Origin of the sequence: Rhodopseudomonas palustris (assembly GCF_034479375.1) — a bacterium.
GTDB lineage: Bacteria > Pseudomonadota > Alphaproteobacteria > Rhizobiales > Xanthobacteraceae > Rhodopseudomonas > Rhodopseudomonas palustris_M.
This window is the reverse complement of the sequence record NZ_CP140155.1, coordinates 908,208-929,050: the sequence shown is the minus strand read 5'-3', so window position 1 is coordinate 929,050 and position 20,843 is coordinate 908,208. Positions and strand designations below refer to the sequence as shown.

The 20,843-nt window shown below is 63.2% G+C and carries 17 protein-coding genes; 11 read left to right on the top strand and 6 right to left on the bottom strand.

All coding sequences use genetic code 11. The annotated features are described in order from the left end of the window. The first annotated feature begins 20 nt into the window (after nt 1–20). From SR870_RS04070 to SR870_RS04040, 7 genes are read left to right on the top strand one after another with little or no spacing between them, the layout of a single operon-like run. On the top strand, nt 21–2,261 hold the full coding sequence (locus SR870_RS04070; RefSeq protein WP_416221152.1) for a 4Fe-4S binding protein: 2,241 nt from the start codon (nt 21–23) through the stop codon (nt 2,259–2,261). Nucleotides 2,262–2,278: 17 nt separating this feature from the next. Beyond that, nucleotides 2,279–4,225: a TAT-dependent nitrous-oxide reductase gene (gene nosZ, locus SR870_RS04065; RefSeq protein WP_322516770.1), complete on the top strand. Its 1,947-nt coding sequence runs from the start codon at nt 2,279–2,281 to the stop codon at nt 4,223–4,225. Between the two features lie 11 nt (nt 4,226–4,236). Further along, complete coding sequence (locus SR870_RS04060) at nt 4,237–5,595, top strand: nitrous oxide reductase family maturation protein NosD (protein ID WP_322516769.1); 1,359 nt, start codon at nt 4,237–4,239, stop codon at nt 5,593–5,595. Next, a complete protein-coding gene (locus SR870_RS04055; RefSeq protein ID WP_322516768.1) occupies nt 5,592–6,497 on the top strand; it encodes an ABC transporter ATP-binding protein in 906 nt (301 codons plus the stop codon). The genes SR870_RS04060 and SR870_RS04055 overlap by 4 nt, the downstream gene beginning before the upstream one ends. Beyond that, a complete protein-coding gene (locus SR870_RS04050) occupies nt 6,494–7,321 on the top strand; it encodes an ABC transporter permease (RefSeq protein WP_322516767.1) in 828 nt (275 codons plus the stop codon). Before SR870_RS04055 ends, SR870_RS04050 begins: the two co-directional genes overlap by 4 nt. Further along, nucleotides 7,318–7,863 carry a nitrous oxide reductase accessory protein NosL gene (locus tag SR870_RS04045; RefSeq protein WP_322516766.1) on the top strand — a complete coding sequence of 182 codons (546 nt, stop codon included), beginning with the start codon at nt 7,318–7,320 and terminating at the stop codon, nt 7,861–7,863. Before SR870_RS04050 ends, SR870_RS04045 begins: the two co-directional genes overlap by 4 nt. 12 nt (nt 7,864–7,875) lie before the next feature. Then, complete coding sequence (locus SR870_RS04040; protein ID WP_322516765.1) at nt 7,876–8,910, top strand: FAD:protein FMN transferase; 1,035 nt, start codon at nt 7,876–7,878, stop codon at nt 8,908–8,910. 110 nt (nt 8,911–9,020) lie between these two features. On the opposite strand, the gene SR870_RS04035 is transcribed toward SR870_RS04040, so the two are convergent. Together SR870_RS04035 and SR870_RS04030 are read right to left on the bottom strand one after the other, a co-directional pair. Further along, the gene (locus SR870_RS04035) at nt 9,021–9,452 is read right to left on the bottom strand and encodes an EF-hand domain-containing protein (protein WP_322516764.1); all 432 of its coding nucleotides are present in this window, start codon (nt 9,450–9,452) and stop codon (nt 9,021–9,023) included. A 23-nt stretch (nt 9,453–9,475) separates the two neighbouring features. Beyond that, complete coding sequence (locus tag SR870_RS04030; protein ID WP_322516763.1) at nt 9,476–11,842, bottom strand: TonB-dependent receptor; 2,367 nt, start codon at nt 11,840–11,842, stop codon at nt 9,476–9,478. A gap of 374 nt (nt 11,843–12,216) precedes the next feature. On the opposite strand from SR870_RS04030, the gene SR870_RS04025 reads away from it, so the two are divergent. The 3 genes from SR870_RS04025 to SR870_RS04015 all read left to right on the top strand — a co-directional run bounded on the left by SR870_RS04025 (nt 12,217) and on the right by SR870_RS04015 (nt 15,214). Next, entirely contained in the window at nt 12,217–12,975 is a 759-nt protein-coding gene (locus tag SR870_RS04025) for a Crp/Fnr family transcriptional regulator (protein ID WP_322516762.1), read from the top strand. A 75-nt stretch (nt 12,976–13,050) separates the two neighbouring features. Further along, complete coding sequence (locus SR870_RS04020; protein WP_322516761.1) at nt 13,051–13,632, top strand: DUF3365 domain-containing protein; 582 nt, start codon at nt 13,051–13,053, stop codon at nt 13,630–13,632. A gap of 160 nt (nt 13,633–13,792) precedes the next feature. Continuing rightward, on the top strand, nt 13,793–15,214 hold the full coding sequence (locus SR870_RS04015) for a sensor histidine kinase (RefSeq protein WP_322516760.1): 1,422 nt from the start codon (nt 13,793–13,795) through the stop codon (nt 15,212–15,214). Between the two features lie 34 nt (nt 15,215–15,248). On the opposite strand, the gene SR870_RS04010 is transcribed toward SR870_RS04015, so the two are convergent. The 4 genes from SR870_RS04010 to SR870_RS03995 form a co-directional block, all read right to left on the bottom strand. Next, entirely contained in the window at nt 15,249–17,270 is a 2,022-nt protein-coding gene (locus SR870_RS04010) for a hypothetical protein (RefSeq protein ID WP_322516759.1), read from the bottom strand. A gap of 119 nt (nt 17,271–17,389) precedes the next feature. Beyond that, a complete protein-coding gene (locus tag SR870_RS04005; RefSeq protein ID WP_322516758.1) occupies nt 17,390–18,142 on the bottom strand; it encodes an SDR family NAD(P)-dependent oxidoreductase in 753 nt (250 codons plus the stop codon). Next, complete coding sequence (locus SR870_RS04000) at nt 18,143–19,444, bottom strand: FAD-binding oxidoreductase (RefSeq protein ID WP_322516757.1); 1,302 nt, start codon at nt 19,442–19,444, stop codon at nt 18,143–18,145. Further along, nucleotides 19,441–19,854 (bottom strand): GtrA family protein, encoded by a 414-nt coding sequence (locus tag SR870_RS03995; RefSeq protein ID WP_322516756.1) that lies wholly within the window; start codon nt 19,852–19,854, stop codon nt 19,441–19,443. The genes SR870_RS04000 and SR870_RS03995 overlap by 4 nt, the downstream gene beginning before the upstream one ends. Here SR870_RS03995 and SR870_RS03990 point away from each other — a divergent pair. Beyond that, a complete protein-coding gene (locus SR870_RS03990; RefSeq protein WP_322516755.1) occupies nt 19,854–20,822 on the top strand; it encodes a decaprenyl-phosphate phosphoribosyltransferase in 969 nt (322 codons plus the stop codon). The genes SR870_RS03995 and SR870_RS03990 overlap by 1 nt on opposite strands. The last annotated feature ends 21 nt before the right edge of the window (nt 20,823–20,843 follow it).

Here is a 20,843-nt window from a genome sequence, read left to right as displayed (position 1 = left end):
CCATATCCGCTTTCGTATCCGTGGTGCTCGCGACGTTGCTGATCGTGTGCGGCGGCAGCGGTGTGCACGCAGCAGCCCTCGGCGATTTCATCGGCAAGGCTCAGCCGGGCGAGCTGCTGCCGGGCGCCGACAGATTCGGTCCAATGCAGGGCGAGCCGGCCATCGCGCCGGTGTATCAGCAAGACCGGCTGCTCGGTTTCGCCTATCTCACCTCGGATTTCGCCAATGCAACCGGATATTCCGGGAAGCCGATCCAGGTGCTGGTCGGCATCGATCCAACCGGCGTCATCAAGGGGATCAAGCTGGTCGAGCACAAGGAGCCGATCGTGCTGGTCGGGATTCCGGTGCAGCGCATCCTCGATGTCGTCAACAAGCTGATCGGCGCCGACATGGCGAGCGTGGCGCGCGGCACGGCGCCCGCCCCGCAGGTCGATATCGTCAGCGGCGCAACTGTCACCGTGCTGGTGATGGGCGACAGCATCGTCCGCTCCGCCACCAAGCTGATCCGCAGCGGCCGCATCGGCGGTGGCGGCGTCGTCGCAGCCGCGACCGTGCCGCCGGTCATCAGAACCATCGACCTCGACAAGAGCGAAATCCGCGACTGGCAGGGACTGCTCGCAGACGGCGCCGTGCGACGGCTGCTGGTCACCGTCGGCGAGGTCAACCGGGCCTTCGAAAAATCCGGCAACAGCGCGGCTGCAGAGCACCCCGAGGACGGCAATCCCGACGAACCGTTCGTCGATCTCTACGCCTCCGACGTCGCGGTGCCGACGATCGGCCGCAGCCTGCTCGGCGACGACGGCTACAACCGCCTGGCCGCCCGGCTGAAGCCGGGGCAGCAGGCGCTGGTGGTCGCCGGCGCCGGCAAATACTCGTTCAAGGGTTCCGGCTACGTGCGCGGCGGCATCTTCGACCGCATCGAGCTGATTCAGGACGGTAACAGCATGCGGTTTCGCGACCGCCATCACACCCGGCTGGGGAGTCTTGCCGCAGACGGCGCCCCGGACTTTCCCGAAATCGCGCTGTTCGTGGTGCCGACCGATTTCAGCTTCGACCCCACCGCACCGTGGACGCTGCAACTACTGGTGCAACGCGTCATCAGCGTGCGCGACAAGGCGATCCTGACGTTCGATCTCGGCTACACGCTGCCGGAGGTGCTCACCAAACGGGAGCAGCGGGCCGCGACGGTCAGCGATGTCGCGGCGGCCGGGACGCCGGCCTCGTCCACCGTCCCGGCGATATCACCCAGCGCCGTCGCCGACGGCGAACAGCCGCTGTGGATGCGGATCTGGCAGGGCGACCTCGTCAAGATCGGCATCACAATCGCCGCGCTCGGCACGCTGGTCGTGATCTTCTTCTTCCAGAACGCGCTGGTGCGGCGACCCAGGCTCTACACCTGGGTGCGTCGCGGCTATCTGACCTTCATCCTGGTCTGGCTCGGCTGGTACGCCAACGCCCAGCTATCCGTCGTCAACGTGCTGACTTTCGCCAACTCGCTGATCTCCGGCTTCAGTTGGGAGTACTTCCTGTCGGCGCCGCTGATCTTCCTGCTGTGGGCGTCCACCGCCGCAGGCCTGCTGTTCTGGGGGCGCGGGCCGTTCTGCGGCTGGCTGTGCCCGTTCGGCGCGCTGCAGGAATTGCTCAACAACATCGCCCAGGCGTTCAAGGTACCGCAATATCGGCTGCCGTGGGGACTGCACGAACGGCTGTGGCCGCTCAAATACATCATCTTCCTCGTGCTGTTCGGGATGTCGCTGTACTCCACCGCCCTCGCCGAGCACCTCGCCGAAATCGAGCCGTTCAAGACCTCGATCGTGCTCAAATTCGCGCGCGAATGGCCCTACGTGGTGTACGCGCTGACCCTGCTGGCCGTCGGCCTGTTCGTCGAACGCTTCTTCTGCCGCTACCTGTGTCCGCTCGGCGCCGCCTTGGCGATCCCCGGCCGGATCCGGATGTTCGAATGGCTGCGGCGCTGGCCCGAATGCGGCTCGCCCTGCCAGCGCTGCGCCAACGAATGCCCGGTGCAGGCGATCCATCCGGAAGGGCACATCAACGTCAACGAGTGCATCTACTGCATGCACTGCCAGGAATTGTACTTCGACGACCACCGCTGCCCGCACCAAATTCAGGTGCGGCTGAAGCGCGAGAAGCGCGCCGCGCTGGCTTCGCCCGCGATGCGCAGCGGCAAAGGCCCCGACACGCTGATCACCGCCGGCGGCCGGCCGATCGCCGGCCTGACGACCTCCCCACCCTCACCCTGAAAGCCAAGGAGCAAACGATGACCGACACTACCAAGGACCGCGGCGTCAGCCGACGCACCTTGCTCGGAAGCACGGCCGCAGCGGCCGGCGTCGGCCTCGCCGGCGGCATGGCGTTCAGCACCGATGGCAATCGGCTGATCGGGACCGCCGACGCCCAGACCAAGGCGGCGCCGACGCTTCCCGCACGCCCGGCGATCCAGAAAGTCGAAATCGCTCCCGGCGAACTCGACGAATACTACGTGTTCTTCTCCAGCGGCCAGACCGGCGAACTGCGCATCGTCGGCCTGCCGTCGATGCGCGAATTGATGCGCGTCCCGGTGTTCAACCGCTGCAGCGCCACCGGCTGGGGCCAAACCAACGAAAGCCTCAAGGTTCTGACTGAAGGCCTGCTGCCCGAGACCCGCGAATTCCTCAAGACCCGCGGCGGCACCTATGTGAACGGCGATTTGCACCACCCGCATCTGTCGTTCACCGACGGCACCTATGACGGCCGCTACGCCTTCATGAACGACAAGGCCAACACCCGCGTCGCCCGCGTCCGGCTCGACGTGATGAAGTGCGACAAGATCATCCAGTTGCCGAACCAGCACACCGTGCACGGCCTGCGCGTGCAGAAATATCCACGCACCGGCTACGTGTTCTGCAACGGCGAGGACCGTGTGCCGCTGGTCAACGACGGCAAGATCCTCGACAAGCCGAAAGAATATCACGCGATCTTCACCGCGGTCGACGGCGACACCATGAAGGTGGCCTGGCAGGTGATGGTCGACGGCAATCTCGACAATGTCGACGCCGACTATCAGGGCAAATACGCGTTCGCGACCTGCTACAATTCGGAGGAAGGCGTCAACGCCGCGGAAATGACCGCCAGCGAGCAGGATTGGGTCGTCATCTTCAATCTCAAGCGGATCGAAGAGGGCGTGAAGAAGGGCGACTTCAAGGAGATGGGCGGCGTTCCGGTGCTCGACGGCCGCAAAGGCTCGCCCTACACCCGCTATGTCCCGATCTCCAACAGCCCGCACGGCATGAACACCGCTCCGGACGGCATTCACATCGTCGCCAACGGCAAACTGTCGCCGACCGCGACGGTGATGGACGTACGGCTGTTCGATCAGTTGTTCGACGACAAGATCAAGCCGCGCGAGGTCGTGGTCGCCGAGCCGGAGCTCGGCCTCGGCCCGTTGCACACCGCCTATGACGGCAGGGGCAACGCCTACACCACGCTGTTCATCGACAGCCAGGTCTGCAAATGGAACATCGATCTGGCGAAGCGCGCCTTCAAGGGCGAAAAGGTCGATCCGATCCTGCAGAAGCTCGACGTCCACTATCAGCCGGGCCACAACCACACGTCGATGGGACAGACCAAGGAAGCCGACGGGAAATGGCTGATCTCGCTGAACAAGTTCTCGAAGGACCGATTCCTCAATGTCGGGCCGCTGAAGCCGGAGAACGACCAGCTCATCGACATCTCCGGCGACAAGATGAAGCTGGTGCACGACGGCCCGAGCTTCGCCGAGCCGCATGACGCCACCATCGTGCATCGTTCCAAGATCAACCCGATCTCGATCTGGGACCGCGCCGATCCGATGTTCTCCGACGCGATCAAGCAGGCCAAGGCCGACGGCATCAAGCTGGAAGAGGAGTCCAAGGTGATCCGCGACGGCAACATCGTGCGGGTCTACATGACCTCGCAGGCGCCGTCGTTCGGGCTCGAGCACTTCCAGGTCAAGCAAGGCGATCAGGTCACCGTCTACGTCACCAACATCGATTCCGTCGAGGATCTCACCCACGGCTTCTCGATCATCAACTACGGCATCAACATGGAGGTAGCGCCGCAGGCCACGGCCTCGGTGTCGTTCTCGGCCGACAAGGCCGGGGTGTATTGGTACTACTGCTCCTGGTTCTGCCACGCCATGCACATGGAGATGAAGGGCCGGATGTTCGTCGAGCCGAAGACGGCCTGAGGAGTACGAAGGTGTCTTTCCTGCTGCGTCTGTTTCCGGCGGCGTTGTTCGCCGCCGGAGCCTGCGGCCCCGCTCTGGCGGAGACGATCGGCATCGCGCCGACGCAGTCGCTGCAGGCGGCGCTGGAGCGTGCGCAGCAGGGCGACGTCCTCGAACTCGCACCGGGCGATCATCGCGGCCCGATCCGGATCGATCGACGCGTCGTGATCGGCGGCAAGCCCGGGGCGAACCTCGTCGGCAACGGCAGCGGCAGCGTCATCACGGTCACGGTTCCGGACGTCACCATCCGCGGCCTCACCATCAAGGGCTCAGGCCGCGACCTGCAGACGATGGACTCGGGAATTTTCCTCACCAAGGACGCGGCCCGCGCGCTGGTCGAGAACAACCGGCTCGAAGGCAACCTGTTCGGTATCTACGTCCACGGCGCGTCCGGATCGCGGGTCCAGCGCAACGTGGTCGAAGGTCTGCGCAATGTCCGGCTCAACGAGGCCGGCAACGGCGTCTCGGTGTGGAATGCGCCCGACGTCGTCATCGCCGAGAACATTTTTCGCTACGGCCGGGACGGCATCTTCAGCATCACCAGCCGCAAGGACCGTTTCATCGACAATCGCTTCGAGAACGTCCGGTTCGCGGTGCACTACATGTACACCAACGACAGCGAGATCTCCGGCAACGTCTCGATCGGCAATCACGTCGGCTACGCCATCATGTTCTCCAATCGGCTGATCATCCGCGGCAACGTGTCGGAGCGCGACCGCGATCACGGCTTTCTGTTCAACTACGCCAATTATGCCGCGATCGAGGGCAACCGCGTCACCGGCGGTCCACGCCGCGATCTGGCGGACCGCGAGGATGCCGCCGACGACGAGAAGGGCATGCTGCCGGAGCCGCGCGCAGCGCAGCCGAGCGACGAAGGCCCCGGCAAATGCGTGTTCATCTACAACGCGAACCACAACAAGTTCCGCGACAACTGGTTCGAGCGCTGCGGCATCGGCGTGCATTTCACCGCGGGCTCCGAAGGCAACGAGATCACCGGCAACGCCTTCGTCGGCAACCGCACCCAGGTAAAATATGTCGGGACCCGCGATCTCGATTGGTCGAAGGGCGGTCGCGGCAACTACTGGAGCGATAACCCGGCGTTCGATCTCGACGGCGACGGGATCGCCGACACCGCCTATCGGCCGAACGATCTTGTCGACCGCGTGTTGTGGACCGCGCCCTCCGCCAAGGTGCTGATCAACAGCCCGGCTGTGCAGGTGCTACGTTGGGCCCAGAGCCAGTTCCCGGCGCTGTATCCCGGCGGCGTGGTCGACAGCCGCCCCCTGATCGCGCCGCCGCCGAAACCCTCGGCGTCGAGGAGCTCACCATGACAGCGACCGTCTCAATCAGCGACGTCGAGAAGAGCTATCGCGCGGTGCGCGCGCTGCGCGGCGTCTCGTTCGAACTCGCGTCGGGCCGGCTCAGCGCGCTGGTCGGCCACAACGGCGCCGGCAAGACCACACTGATCAAGCTGATGCTCGGGCTGATCCGTCCCGATCGCGGCGACATCCGCGTGCTCGGCGAAGATCCCGCCGCCGGCGAATTCGCAGGCCGACGGCTGCTGGGCTATCTGCCCGAGAACGTCGCCTTCAACGCCGCGCTGACCGGGCGCGAGACGCTGGCATTCTACGCCAGGCTGAAGAGCATCAAGCCCGCGACGGCATGGCCGTTGCTCGAGCGGGTCGGGCTCGCGGCCGCCGCCGATCGCAAGGTCGGCACCTACTCCAAGGGGATGCGGCAGCGCCTCGGCCTGGCGCAGGCCCTGCTCGGCCGCCCCCGCGTGCTGCTGCTCGACGAACCGACCACCGGGCTCGACCCGGCGCTGCGCCAGACTTTCTACGAGATCCTCGACGAATTGCGCGACGACGGCGCCACCGTGCTGATCTCCTCGCACGCGCTGAACGAACTCGAGGATCGCGCCGAGCACGTGCTGATCATGAACCGCGGTCAGCTCGTCGCTCAGGGCACCATGACCGAACTCCGCACCATCTCCCGACTGCCGATCCGCATCGCGATCGATCTCGCGCCGGAGGCGGCGACGCCGGCCTGGATGAGCGGCCCGCGCTGTGCGGCGTCACGCGGCCATGTCATGCTGGTGCAGGACGACGCACAGAAGATGGCGCTGCTGCGCGCGGCCGCCGCCGATCCGAACGTGCGCAATGTCGAGATCGCATCGCCGACGCTGGACGAGCTCTACGCGCATTTCCTGAAGGATCAGGAGCGCGCGGCATGAGGACCATCGCCATCATCGCCGCCAAGGAAATCCAGGAGGGCTTGCGCAATCGCTGGGTGCTGGCGACCACGTTGCTGCTGGCGGCGCTGGCGCTGTCGCTCACCTTCCTCGGCAGCGCGCCCACCGGCCAGGTCGGTGTCGGCGCGCTCGACGTCGTGGTCGTCAGCCTGTCGAGCTTGACGATCTTCCTGTTGCCGCTGATTGCGCTATTGATCTCGCACGACGCCGTCGTCGGCGAGATGGAACGCGGCACGATGAACCTGCTGCTCAGCTATCCGGTCGGCCGCGGCCAGGTGATTCTTGGCAAGTTCGTGGGGCACGTGCTGATCCTCGCTTTCGCCACCGTGATCGGCTACGGCGCCGCCGGCGTCGCCCTGGTGCTGACGGGCGCCTCGACGCTGGCCGCGAGCTGGTACGCCTTCGCGGCGATGCTCGGCACTTCGATCATGCTCGGCGCCGTGTTCGTGGCGATCGGCTATCTGATCTCCAGCCTAGTCCGCGACCGCGGCACGGCGGCGGGATTGTCGATCGGCGTCTGGCTGCTGATGGTGCTGGTGTTCGACATGGCGCTTCTCGGCATTCTGGTGGTGGATCAGGGACGGACGATTTCCGGGACGGTGCTGAATGCCCTGCTGTTTCTCAATCCGACCGACCTCTATCGCCTGACCAACCTGACCGGCTTCAACGTCAGCCAGTTTTCCGGCATGGCCGGCCTCGCCGCGAACACCAATCCCGGCCTCGCGGCGCTGCTGCTCGGGCTGTCGCTGTGGATCGCACTGCCGCTGGGACTGTCGATACTGTCGTTCGCACGGAGGGAATTATGAGACTGCGTGTATCGGCGGCGCTGGTCGCCCTCGTTCTACTCACCGGATGCGAGCCGAAAGCAGGCGCCCCGGCGCCGCTGCCGGTCGCGCTGAATGCCGAGGCGATGGGCGTGTTCTGCGGCATGAATCTGATGGAGCATCCCGGGCCCAAGGGCCAGATCATCACCGCGAGCCGGATCGATCCGTTCTGGTTCTCCTCGGTGCGCGACACCGTCGCCTTCACGCTGATGCCGGACCAGCCGCGCGACATCCGCGCGATCTACGTCTCCGACATGGCACGCGCGCCGAGTTGGGAAAGCCCCGGCGATGCCAACTGGATCGACGCCCGCAAGGCGTTCTTCGTGATCGGCAGCCGCAAGCAGGGCGGCATGGGTGCGGCCGAAGCGGTGCCGTTCGGCGAGCGCACGGCGGCGGAAGGGTTCGCCGCCACCAACGGAGGACAGGTCGTAATGCTCGACCAGATTCCGGCCGACTACGTCCTCGGCAGCGAGCCGCCCGGCGCCGCCAGCAACCTGGACGATTCCGGCGTGCGCACCAACTGACGAGGACCGCCGATGATACCCCGCTCTCTCACGCGCCGTCGGATGATCACAATTGCCGCCGCGGCGGCTGCAGGATCGCTGTGGCCCGGCCGATTGCGCGCGGCGCCGGTGTCCGAGCCTGTCCGCTGGCAGGGCTCCGCGCTCGGCGCACAGGTGTCGATTGAAATTCACCATCCGGATCGCGCCGCCGCCGCCGAACTGGTCAGCCGCTCGATCGCCGAAGTGCGGCGGCTGGAGCGGCAGTTCAGCCTGTATCAGCCGGACTCCGCGATCTGCGAGCTCAACCGCAGCGGCATACTGATTGCGCCCGATCCCGACATGGTGGTTCTGCTGCAAGCCTCGCTCGGCTATGCCGAGCGGACCGGCGGGGCGTTCGATCCGACGGTGCAACCGTTGTGGCGCCTGTATCAGCGGCACTTCTCGTCCGACCGGCCCGATCCCGCAGGTCCGTCTCCGGCGAAACTCGAACAGGCGCTGGAGACGGTCGGACGCGATGGTCTGCGCGTCACGCCGGACCGCATCGTGTTGCTCGAGCGCGGCGCCGCCATCACGTTGAACGGCATCGCGCAAGGCTATGCGACCGACCGCGTCGTCGAATTGCTCCGGAACGCAGGGCTGTCGACGACGCTTGTGGATATGGGCGAAATCCGCGCGATCGGCGGACGGCCGGACGGCACGCCGTGGCGTGTCGGCCTCGCCGATCCGGACCAGCCCGGCCGATCCGGCGAGATCGTGGAAATCGCCGACCGAGCCGTGGCGACCTCTGCGGGCGCCGGCTTCCGGTTCGATCCGGCAGGCCGCTTCACCCATCTGCTCGACCCGCGGACCGGCCGCAGCCCGCGCTTGTACGGTTCTGTCAGCGTGATCGCGCCGACGGCGACCGAAGCGGACGCGCTGTCGACGGGCTTCAGCCTGCTGCCGCTGCCGGTCATCCGGCGCATCGTCCATGAATCTCATGGCGTGGAGGCGCGCATTCTCGACCTCACCGGTCAGAGGCTCCACATACAGACGGATTCCGGATGGAGTGGACACCGCTCCGCGTCGTGACGACGCGTCGATTCCGCCGATCATCGCAGCCGCAATAGTAGCATCGGCCTATCCGGGACGACGAACGACGAAGGCCGCGACCATCCCCGCCCCGGTCGCCGACGTTCCCTCTACGACAGGTCCTTGATCGTCACGCGACCGTCGCCGTCCTTGTCGAGCGCCTTCAGCCAGGTTTCGCCGCCATCGAGAAACTCGGCGCGGGAAACCCGGCCGTCGCCATCGGTGTCGTTCCACGCCCGCGTGAGCCCCTTGGCCACCTGCCGGATCTTGTCCTGGTCTTCCGGCGCAAAACGCGCGATGCCCGCCTCCCGCACCTTGTCAAAACGGTCGTACTCCTGCGGATCGATATAGCCGTTGGCGTCGGCGTCGAACGCGAAGAACCGCTGCTCGCGTCCCTGCCGGATCTCGGCCAGGGTAACGGCGCGGTCGCCGTTGGTGTCCCACTGTTCCAGGAAATGCTCCAGGCTCGGCGACTCCGCCGCCGCCGACGTGGAGAGAATGGTGGCGACGGTCAACGCCGCCAATCTTGCAAGCATGCTCATGTCGAACTCGATTTCCTTACTGATCAGAACCTTGCCTTGATACCCGCGTAGAAGCCCCGCCCGTCGGCGGGCAGGAAGGCCGCCTGGCCGGCCGACGCCTGATCGACCACCAGGGTGGTGGCCGCATAGGTCTTGTCGAACAGATTGGTGATCTCGCCGAACACCCGGAAGGTCTTGTCGATCTGGTACTCGCTGCGCATGTCGACCACCGCATAGGGGTCGGCGAACAGCGTGTTCGCATTGTCGACCGCCACCTCGGACGGGCTCCAGCGCACCGCGCCCTGCACCATCCAGGCGTCGGTCGCCTGCAATTGCAATTGCGCATAGATCAGGTGCGGCACCACACCGCCCAGCCGGTTGTTGCCGCGGGTCCGGTCGTCGACGAAACGGAAATCCTGATAGGTGTAGGCGATGCGGCCGGACAACCGATCGGTGAACTTCATCCCGGCGCCGAGTTCGACACCGAAATGCGTCGTGCGGTCGGCGTTGACCGCCCCGAGCAGCGCACCGGTGACGTCCCGCAGCGTGAGCAACTCGTTGTCGACCCACGAGTAGTAAGTCACGACATCCCAGGAGAAGCGATCGGCGCGACCGCGCCAGCCGCCCTCCACCGTGTTCGCCGTCTGCGCGCTCAGATTCGGCGTCGCGAACGCCGCCGCCGCCAGCGACGGGTTGCCCGGCGTCGGCCGGCCGGGGCTCGAATTCGGCGTTCCGTTGATCGTCGCGATCAGATCGTCATGGGTCGGCGGCTCGAAGCTGTGGCTGCCGGCGATGAAGAAGGTCTGCACCGCGTCCGGCCGATAGCTCAAGGCGAGGCTCGGACTCCAGCCTGAATAGTTGCGCGAATAGCTGGTGCTTTGCGTCGCCACAGACCCGTTCGGCAGCAGCACCGTGGGTTTCGCCGGATTGTACGCGATCGTCGGCCGGCGCGCCGAACCGTAGACATCGTCGCTGTCCCGCGTCGCATAGGCGTAGGAGATCGAAGGCGACACCACGAATTGCTGCCAGACCGGAACGTTGGCGCCGGCGTACAGCGACAGCGTCTGGGCGTTCAGCCGGTTGGCGCCGAATTGCGACCCGGTCTGGCCGCTTTGATTGAGATAATAGCTGCGATCGGCCGAGCCGACGGTGTATTGCGCGGTGGTCTCGAACAGCGGCAGCAGTGCGGCCGCCGGATTGTAGGCGTAGCGTGCCACGCCGGTGAAGTCGCCGCCCTGCGTGGTGCGCACACCCGAGGAGATCGGGAAGCGGAACATGTCGTCGGTGTAGGTGTAGCCCATCGCGACGTCGAACAGATGCGCGTCGAACACAGCCGTGGTGCGGTTGCCGACCATGAACTGACTTGCCTCCCGCCGCGGCTTGTCGCGCACGGCGTTGGGACCGGGATTGACCGCGACGCCTCCGACCACCGTCGGGCCGGCGTTGACCTGCTTCGGATTGGCGTACAGCGTGGTTTTGTTCACCGGCCCCGGGACGTCGAAGCCGAGATCGGTATAGCCCATGAAGAACCGCGTCTTGACGTTCTCCGACAGCGCGACGCCGACATTGCCGTTGACGCTGACGCGCTCCGACGAATTGTAGCCGCGATAGCCGTCGCGGCGGCTGGTGTCGAATTGGATGAACGCGTCGACATTGTCCTTCTTGCCGCCGACCTGCCCGCTGGTGTTGATCTGGCCGAAGCTGCCGCCGCTCACGCCGATCTGGGTGCCGGGCTGGCTCGATCCGGTCGGCGACACGAAGTTGATCGCGCCGCTCAGCACCGTGGCGCCGAGCCGATTGGCCATATAGCCGCGATACACCTCGATCGATTCGGCCTGTCGCGCGTTGGCGAAGCCGATGATGTAGGAGCCGTCGGCGCGGTTGATCGGCAAGCCGTTGCTGAGCACGAGAACGCCGCGTTCGGCCGGATTCTGCTGGGCGGAGCCGCGCATCTGAATCCGCGGCTGATCGTTGGAGCCGAGGAAATTCTGCACGATCAGTCCGGGGACCCCGCTCAGGCTGTTGGCGAGCGTCGGATTGCCGCGATCAGCCATCTCCTGCCGGGACACCAGCGCAACGCCGCCGGGCAGCACCTCGAAGCGCTGACGGACGACATCCGCAGGCGTCACCAACGGAGCCGCCGCCGGGGCCGCAGGCGTCACATCGGTCGCCGCCGAACGCGGAGCCGACGGGCGCTGCCGGACGACGGAGCGCACCGGCTGCCGTGGCGCTTGAACGACGACCGGCTCCAGCGTGATCGTCGACCCGGGCGTCGCCGATTGCGCGAAGCAGGCCTGGCTGGTCGACGACAACAACACGGCGGCGGTGAATGTGCGCACAGATCCTCGGCGACCGGCTCGCCGAATTGCGCTGATCACTCCTTCGGTCTGCGTCTGCCCAGCTACGTTCATCGGAATGCCCCTCATCGTGCATGACGCGGCGTGTCCCCGCCGCGATGCCGTTCCACTGCTTCAAAAATGAAAAGCCGCCCTCGCCCGCAGAACGAAGACGCCTGCGCGGCCCAGCGACGAGTTTGACTTTTCGGATTTGATCTCGATGGCAACCGGGCTTTCTCGATCGCGGCCGACCATACAGATCGGTCGCCGGAGTTTTTTGCTTTGACGCAAACAACTCCCATTCCCGACATGCGATGGATCTGATTGGTGGGCACTGTGACAAATATGTGCGCGGTACTTAGAGGGCTTCAAAATACAACGCGTCATTTCGGCTGATAGGTCAGCAACAGGAGGAAGCGTCCACCCTTGGAAACAGTGGCAGGTCTGGAATGGAAATGGGTGTTCGACGTGAAGCCGTGGCGCACAGCGCATTGTTCTCGCATCTCTCGGAGACGGACGCGGCCTTGCTGCTGAAATCGTCGATCGTCCGGCAGGTCCAGCCGGGCAGCGCCCTCTTCCATCAGGGCGACGCCCCGGAAAACCTTTTCCAGATCGTCGAGGGACTGATCAGAGTCACCCAGATCAACACCGAGGGCGAGCAGATCACGCTCAGGATCATGGGGCCGGGCGATCTCTGCTGCGTGGCCGCGATTCGACAGAATGCCTATCCGGCGACGGCGACGGCTCTCAAAGATACCACCGTGCTGGCATGGCGCGGCTGCACCTTCATCGAAATCACCAATCGGCACCCGGCGATCGCCAACAACGTCCTGGCGATCGTCGGCAACCGCGCGCACGAGATGCTGCAACGGGCCACCGAGATGACCGGAAAGTGCGTCTCACAGAGAATCGCCGCATGCCTGCTCCGGCTGTCCGCGCAGGCTGGAGTCGAAACGAAGGAAGGGCTGCACATCGAATCGCCGGTCACCCGCACCGATCTCGCTTCGATGGCCGGTCTCACCTATTTCACCGTCAGCCGCACGTTGAGCGCGTGGCAGAAGCAGGGCCTGGTGAAGAGCGGCCGTCATCGGCTGACGATCCTGAACATGCCCCGGATTTCGGAGATTGCAGAGCCGCGGCTGGAGCAGATGAAAACGGTCGCCTCCGCGGCCGACGGCGGCGGCGCTTCGCGTCGCATGCCCCGGTGACTTGGTCACAGACGCTGGGCCATGCCTCCCCTAACGCTCAGCCCGTATAGTCATATCAACCAGTGCGGGCTCGCCATGCCGACCAGGGTTTTTCTTGCGATCGTCGCCGCCGCTGTTGTGGTGGCAGCGGCGTTGGTGCTGCGCGGGCGGGGCGAGGACAAGGCCGCGCTCGAGGCGCAGGCGCAAGCATTGATCAAGGATTTCGGCGGGTCGCTGCTCGGCGCGCTCAAGGGCGCGATCGACAGTTCGGGGCCGGTCGAGGCCGTCGCATTCTGCAATAAGGAAGCGCCGGAGATCGCCGCGCAGGCGTCGCACCAAAGCGGATGGACGGTGTCCCGCACCAGCCTGAAGCCGCGCAATCCGGCGGCGGCGCCGGACGATTTCGAGCGCAAGGCGATGTCGGAGTTTGTCGGCCGTATCGCCGCCGGCGAGCCGGTCGCCTCGCTCCGCCACGCCGAGATCGTCGAGCACGACGGCCGACGCAGCTTCCGCTACGTTCAGGCGATCCCGACCGGCGAACTCTGCCTCGGCTGCCACGGCGGCGCCATCAAGCCGGATGTCGCCGCGAAGATCCGCGCGCTCTACCCTGACGATCAGGCCACCGGCTTCACACCTGGCGAGATGCGCGGCGCCTTCACGCTGAACAAGCCGCTTTAGCACCACACATCTCTGCAAACGCGTCGCTTTCGCCACTGCGGATGCCACGCGAGCGGGACAACCTCCCGCTTCCGTCGCGGATGGCTGTTGCCGCAGCGGTTCCAATTGAGCTCGGCGCGCGCGCGCTCTAGGGTGACCAGCCCAGCTCACAACAGTGCCGATGACCCGCAAACCATTCTCAAACTCAACTCTCGCGCCCTGGCTGCTCGGCATCACCCTGCTGCTGTTCATTGTCATCGCCGGTGCGCTGATCCTGAACCTGATGCGGCTGCGCGACAGCTTCTCGTGGGTGCAGCACACCAACGATGCCCTGCTGGCGATTTCAGGCATCCAGCGCGAGGTGCTGGAAGCCGAGACCAATGAGCGCGGCTATCTGCTCACCGGCATCGACAGCTACCGCGAGAATTACAACCATACGCGGGACACACTGGCATCACGGCTCGACAGCCTGCGCTCGATCGTCACCGACAACCCCGACCATGTCGCCAAGGTCGACGATCTCCGTCAGTTGATCGACATGCGCACCGCGCAGCTCGGGCGGGTCATCGAACTGGGGCCGGAGCGTGTCCGCGAGGCGCTCGACATTCTCGAACAGGCCCGCACCGACCGCCTCACCGAACGCGTCGAAGCGAGTCTGTCAGCGCTGACCCGCGTCGAACAGGCCCTGCTCGCCGAGCGCATGTCGCGGCACGACCACGAGAGCCTCGCCGCGGCGCTGATCACCGCATGTCTGCTGATCCTCGCCGTCGCCAGCGCCGCGATCGCGGCGTTTCTGCTCGAGCATCAACGCGCGGCGGCGCGCCAGCGGGAGGCCGACCAGCGGCTGCAGAGCCTGCAGGCCGAATTGATGCGGGTGGCGCGTCTCAGCACCATGGGCGAGATGTCGAGCGCGCTGGCGCACGAGCTCAACCAGCCGCTCGGCGCGATCACCAACTACGTGCAGGGCTCGCGCCGGCTGGTCGAGGCCAGCAGCCATCCCGACAAGGCGAAGATCGGCGCCGCGCTCGACAAGGCCGCGCAGCAGACGCTGCGTGCCGGCGCGGTGATCCAGCGGCTACGCGAATTCGTCGGCCGCGGCGAGACCGACAAGACCGTCGAGAGCCTGCGCGCGATCGCCGAGGACGCGCTGGCGCTCGCCTCCGTTGTCACCCGCGACCGCCCTGTCGACGTCGCGCTGACGCTCGATCCCGCGGTCGATCGCGTCCTGGTCGACAAGGTGCAGGTGCAGCAGGTCTTCCTCAATTTGATCCGCAACGCCTTCGAGGCGATGCACGAACTGCCGGAACGGATGCTCTCCATCACCAGCCGGGCGGTCGAGGACTGCATGATCGAGGTCGTGGTCGCCGATTCCGGTCCCGGCCTCGATCCGCAGATCGCCGACCGGATGTTCCAGCCGTTCGAGACCACCAAGCCCGAAGGCATGGGTATCGGCCTGTCGATCTCCCAGACCATCATCCAGGCCCATGGCGGCTCGATCAACGCCGAACCCGCCCCCGCCGGCGGCACGATGTTCCGCTTCACCCTTCCCTGCGCCGATCCCAGCGCGCACGACCCCCGCCCCGCGGCGGTTTCGGTGTTGTGAGCGACGCATTGAATTGTGAAGCGCCGTTTAGCGTCTAGTCGACGTCATCCATCTTCCGAAGCGAGATGCTCTCGATATTCAGGCCGAGATCGCGCGCATCTTTCGACAGTCCAAGCTTGTTCGGATTTGCCGTCTTTCCGATCTTCAGCGTCACCTCCGTCATGAGGCCGGACGGCTGCCCCTGAATTCTGACTTTCAGTGGCGACCACTCGGATACCGCAGTCACCTTCGCATCGAGCACCAGCCGATCCGCTACGTAAATCTGGACAGGAACCCCTCCTTCAATCATCGGCGCAGATTTCATCATCAGCGACATCTCGTAGTTCACGTTGCGCGCAATCGGAAGGTAGATGTGCGCCTCGCTTCCATCCGTCCAGACCCCATCCCGTAGGAACTCGGCGGTCGGAGGTTCGGAGTACGACGGGCTGCTCCACGCGCCATCCACCGAGGGGTCTCGTCTCGGCACCGGATAAGACCATCCCGCTCCCAGCCATCGTTCGAAGTCAAAATCGGCAATTCCGATCGACGACCGATAGTAGTTCGCTACCACCTCCTCATTGGTTTTAAGAACGTGGTGCAATCCACCGCCACGATGTGCGTATTGGAAGCCCGAGCCAAATCCCATCAGCCAATTGCGCCAATGCCACGGGCGACCTGAGACGAAGTCGTCGATGCCTCGCGAAGAAATGTAGTCGAACAGTCTTCCCCGCGCGATAAACGGCTGGACTTCATTGTTGGCAGCGCCATCCAAGTTGGTGATTTTCAGATGAGGGGAATAATAGGCGGCGATGCCGGCGTCCGTGTACCCGATGCGGGAGCCCGGCGGGAACGACGAGGTCAACAGCGCGAGATCTCGGAGTGCAATTTTCTGCAAGGGCCACAAGCCGTTTCGCACTATGCTGCCTGACGTAAACCAGGCCAGAGTCACCACTACCACGAGCGCTATTCGCCCGAACCACGGCCTCACCACCGAGTCAAGTAACGTCAGCAACGCTCCAATGTTGAAAATGAACATTAGATAGAATGGAGTCGAGTACCATTCGCGCCAAACTAATCTGAACGCATTGGAACCGCACAGCATTGCCAAGTAGGCCGAAAACGCAAGCCATACGGTTAGAACTATCTTACCACCATCACACGACCGACCGCGGAACAATATCCAACCGACTGCCATCCAAGTCGAATAGAACAGAGATGGATGGACACCTAGGCGTTCTCCCATCAGTCTCCATATAAAGTCGCCAAATGCAGCGATCCTGCGCGTCCAGACAGCGTGCGGTGATCCATGAAATGACTGGTATGCCTGCTCAAACAGCAGAAATGTCTTGCCAGAACTTTGAAGTATTCCGCCAAATGAACTCAGATTGAGTAATAGGTACGGCGCAATCACGATCAAAGCACCAACAACCCCAAACAAAGAAAAGCCAAATACTCGACGATGCAATCCAGTCCGCGCAACAATCGCCACCGAAAATGCGAGGGTAAAAAAGACACTGTCCGTCCTGGCGAGGAATAGCAGGCCAAAAAGAACGCCTTGCGTGAAATAGTCAAGACGCCTGTCGAAGGATGACGACGCAAACACCATCAAATTGATTGCCATTAGAAAGATGAAAATCGAGGTTTCGAGATTGTTGAAACTCGTAATCAGCAATGGCGGATAACAGATTAGAAGAATCAGAAGGTAGTATGGATTGATTGTGTCTTGTACTCGCAAAGACAGCTTGAAGAGCAGCAAGAGCGCAGAAATATGAAGCGTTATCTGCACAACATGAATGTGCAAAAACCCGGTCCACATATACGTCAAAGCCGCTACGATCAGAAACCACAACGGGTGAAATCCGTTCGTCTGCGCCACGCCATCGAGCGAGGGGACGCCAAGCTGAACGAACATCTTCGCCGATTGCAGATAGAAGAACGAATCATCCACCAAATAAGGCAAAAGTGACACGTGATCAAAGACATAAAGATACGATACAAAGCATATCAGTACAATCCACGCCATAGCAGCGACTGCCAACGCGATGGGGTTCTTTCGAAGCGAAAGCGATGAATTCACGTCCTCAATTCCTTAATTTAGCCCCACCCACGGGTACTCCAGCTGGCAGAACGAGGCTATCGACCAAAAACCACTGCCCCTCACCAGTCTCGACCGGTCCGACGCATTAATGAAGCCCCTCAGATCTCCAATCTATTGAAGATCACCGACGGAATGTGCCGCACGATGTTCATGATGATTTTCCATTTGCCCGGCGCATAGATAGTCGCCCTTCCGGCGTCTATCCCCGCGACAATCTCGCTAGCCACGCTCTCCACAGATGCCAGCTTTGCGCCCTGCCCCTTGAGGTGCGCCGTCATGGGCGTATCAGTGGGACCGGGTTTGATCAGCACGACGTTGAGCCCCGTCCCGGCGAAGCGGTGCTGCAGCCCTTGAGCGTAGCGTGTGACCAATCCCTTGGCCGCGCCGTAGACATAGTTCGATTTGCGTCCGCGGTCGCCCGCCACAGATCCGATCAGAGCGATCGTGCCGCGATCGGCCTTGGCCATACGTCTGGCAAACGCCTCCGCAAAGAGAACTGGCGACACGCCGTTGATCTCGAGAGCGTCGCGACAGGCCTTCAGATCGCTCTGGCATCCGTTTTGGTCCGGCAAAGAGCCGTGCGCGATCAGCACGAGGTCCACCTCGCCCAGTGCGATGATGTCATCCACGGCCGCCTCGATGGCGACGACGTCGAGAAATTCGGCCGGCACCGTCCGGATGTCGGATTGCGGGCTGCGAACACCTAGATCCGTCGCTGTCCTCTGCAGGCGCTGCGGGTCTCGACCGAGCAGGATAAGATCGGCCGGCCCGCTCTCGACCCACAATCTGGCGCAGTTCTCGGCAATCGCCGATGTCGCGCCCACGATGACAATTCGTTTCCTACTGCTCATTCAACTTCCCATCAACCGACGTGACAGTGCGGAACTGATGCCGGGGTCCCGATACTCCAGAAATTCCGAGAGGCGGGGGTAGCCCACCTCGAACAGGTCACGCGGCATGCGCGCATCCTTGGCCGGGTAGATCCGTCCCTTGGCTTCGCGGACGATCGCATCGAGACGTTCGAAGAGCTTGTGCGTCCGCGGACCATTGTTCGGAAAGTCCAGCGCGAGGGTCACGCCGGACTTCGGGAAGCTGAGCATCCCTGCAGGCGCGCGGTCGCCGAAGGTCTTCAGGACTGCGAGAAAGGAACCCTCTCCTGCACCGGCAATATCTTTCAGCATCGCCTGCACTGCATCCCGACCGCTCTCCGGGGGAAATACGCTCTGGTACTGGAAGAAGCCTGTGGGGCCATACATCCGGTTCCAACCCTGCAGATTATCGAGCGGATAGAAGAAGGTCTCATAGTGAGCGATCTTCCGGCCGGGCTTTCGCATATTCAGATAATGATAGCCATTGTTGAACGCCCGCAGAGTCAGCCGATTGACCAGTGATACCGGCGGGACGACGGGCATGGTCAGTGAGCGCGGCTTGGGGGGCGGGCCGTGACTGCTCGCGACACTGCTTCCGCGCATGAACAATCCACGAGTGTTGTCCCCCGCAACGCAGTCGACCCACGACACCGCATGCTCCCAGCCGGACTCGGATTCCTCGGCAAGCTGAAAGAATTCATCCAAGCTCCCATAGGGAACGGTCTCGGTTTCCAACCATGGGCCAGCAACAGGACGCAGTTGGATCTCGGCTTGCGCAATGACCCCCGTCAACCCCAAACCTCCCACCGATGCCGAAAACCACTCCGGGTTCGTGACCGGACCGCATTGGACGATCTCGCCATTGGTCCGGATCAGCGTAATGCGCTGGACGTGGTCGCCGAATGTCCCGCAGAGGTGATGGTTCTTGCCATGCACGTCGTTGGCGATGCCCCCCCCAACGGTCACCATCTGCGTGCCAGGTGTAACCGGCAAGCTCCATCCACGCGGTATCGCAAGGCGCTGGATGTCCCGAAGCAGAACCCCTGCTTCGCAAACCAGACGACCGGTGGCGATGTCGAACGAAACGAGATGATCGAGACCCGTTGTCGTCCAGAGCGCCCCCTCGGGATTCAAGCAGACATCGCCATAGCTCCGTCCCATCCCGTGAGCGATTCCGGGGAGCGGCTCCCGGCTAACGACGGACTGTATCTGAAATGGGTCTTTCAGAGCGATGACATGATGTGGGTCCGCACTGAGACGCCCCCAAGAGGAGACCGGGATCATGGAGCCTCCGCACGGAAGACAAAGCGCTTGTCGAGGTGGTATTTCGCAATATAGCCAATTGCCAATCCGATGACGCCGCCGACGTAGCGCATCTCCTTGGATCCGAAGGCAACGTGAAAGCCGAACTCCACCAGCCAGAACACGAGGGTCGTCGCTACACCCATCGCACTATAAAGGGCGAATATCCGCGCGTCGTCGGCCGCACCGCGGGTCCGAAATCGAAAAATATAACGCTTGTCGAGAAGGTATTTTGCCATCAGCCCGGCTGCAGTACCCACGACCACTGAAGCCGCGACCGCGATCGCACCTTCAAACAGGCGAACAACAGCGTCTTGCGCAGCGATGTTGATTGCGGTGGCCATCACGGCAAATATGGCGTAACTAATGGCTAGTTTTGTTGAAGCTTCCATTGACCATATCTGTTCGCAGTAATTGTCTTATCAATCTCAGTTGCCGGCATCAATTTACCGGCAACTTTATCCAAAGTGATTTTACGATGCACAATGCCATTCCAGCTCACCCGCCAGTAGCGCAGATATTAGGTCTGATCAAGCTGATGCGGCTGAAGCAGTGGGTGAAGAACGGCTTCGTTCTGGCACCGCTGATTTTTGCGGGAGAGTTCTTGAATCCGACAGCGATCAGCCAGGCGCTGTCGGCCTTTCTGCTGTTCTGCGTGGCTTCGTCGGCAACCTACATCATCAACGATATGCACGACGTTCAGCGCGACCGTCGTCATCCGACGAAGTGCAAGAGCAGACCTTTGGCCGCGGGAAGCGTCTCGACGGCCGCAGCCTTCATCCTGCTTGGATGCCTTTATTGCATCTTGGTATTCGGATGGCTTGTTGCGCCTAAAGTCATACTGGTTATTGCTGCTTATCTCGCACTCAATCTTGCTTACACGTTCGTCCTGAAACATCAGCCTGTTGTCGACATCTTCGTCATCGCTATCGGCTTTGTCCTGCGGGTATACGCGGGAGCGATGGCGCTGGATGTTCCAGTATCATCATGGATGTTCATCACCACGCTCTGTCTCGCGTTGTACCTCGCCGCTGTAAAGCGACGTCAAGAACTCAGTCGAAGCGGAACGGAAGGGCGCAAGGTGCTTGAAAGATATTCCGTGGCGCTGGTAGATCGATATGCTGAGATGTCCGCAACCGGAGCGCTGTTGTTCTACAGCATGTTCGTGATGTCGGCCAAGCCAGCGCTAGTGATCACGGTCCCTCTGGTCCTGTTCGGCCTGTTTCGCTACTGGTTCGTCGTTGAAGCGTTCGATGGCGGCGAGTCCCCTACTGATGCTCTGCTTACCGACTGGCAATTGCTGGTCACGGTATTGCTTTGGGGAGTTGCTTGCGGCTGGGCCCTGTGGCCGGCCGGCTGATCCTATCATCATCGATCCCGC

What these genes read in the sequence shown, in the direction of transcription:
- nosZ (WP_322516770.1), top strand. Translation starts at nt 2,279, where the DNA reads ATGACCGACACTACCAAGGACCGCGGCGTCAGCCGACGCACCTTGCTC.
- SR870_RS04040 (WP_322516765.1), top strand. Translation starts at nt 7,876, where the DNA reads ATGATACCCCGCTCTCTCACGCGCCGTCGGATGATCACAATTGCCGCC.
- SR870_RS04055 (WP_322516768.1), top strand. Translation starts at nt 5,592, where the DNA reads ATGACAGCGACCGTCTCAATCAGCGACGTCGAGAAGAGCTATCGCGCG.
- SR870_RS04000 (WP_322516757.1), bottom strand. Translation starts at nt 19,444, where the DNA reads ATGATCCCGGTCTCCTCTTGGGGGCGTCTCAGTGCGGACCCACATCAT.
- SR870_RS04025 (WP_322516762.1), top strand. Translation starts at nt 12,217, where the DNA reads ATGGAAATGGGTGTTCGACGTGAAGCCGTGGCGCACAGCGCATTGTTC.
- SR870_RS04030 (WP_322516763.1), bottom strand. Translation starts at nt 11,842, where the DNA reads ATGAACGTAGCTGGGCAGACGCAGACCGAAGGAGTGATCAGCGCAATT.
- SR870_RS04045 (WP_322516766.1), top strand. Translation starts at nt 7,318, where the DNA reads ATGAGACTGCGTGTATCGGCGGCGCTGGTCGCCCTCGTTCTACTCACC.
- SR870_RS04050 (WP_322516767.1), top strand. Translation starts at nt 6,494, where the DNA reads ATGAGGACCATCGCCATCATCGCCGCCAAGGAAATCCAGGAGGGCTTG.
- SR870_RS04020 (WP_322516761.1), top strand. Translation starts at nt 13,051, where the DNA reads ATGCCGACCAGGGTTTTTCTTGCGATCGTCGCCGCCGCTGTTGTGGTG.
- SR870_RS03995 (WP_322516756.1), bottom strand. Translation starts at nt 19,854, where the DNA reads ATGGAAGCTTCAACAAAACTAGCCATTAGTTACGCCATATTTGCCGTG.
- SR870_RS04005 (WP_322516758.1), bottom strand. Translation starts at nt 18,142, where the DNA reads ATGAGCAGTAGGAAACGAATTGTCATCGTGGGCGCGACATCGGCGATT.
- SR870_RS04015 (WP_322516760.1), top strand. Translation starts at nt 13,793, where the DNA reads ATGACCCGCAAACCATTCTCAAACTCAACTCTCGCGCCCTGGCTGCTC.
- SR870_RS04035 (WP_322516764.1), bottom strand. Translation starts at nt 9,452, where the DNA reads ATGAGCATGCTTGCAAGATTGGCGGCGTTGACCGTCGCCACCATTCTC.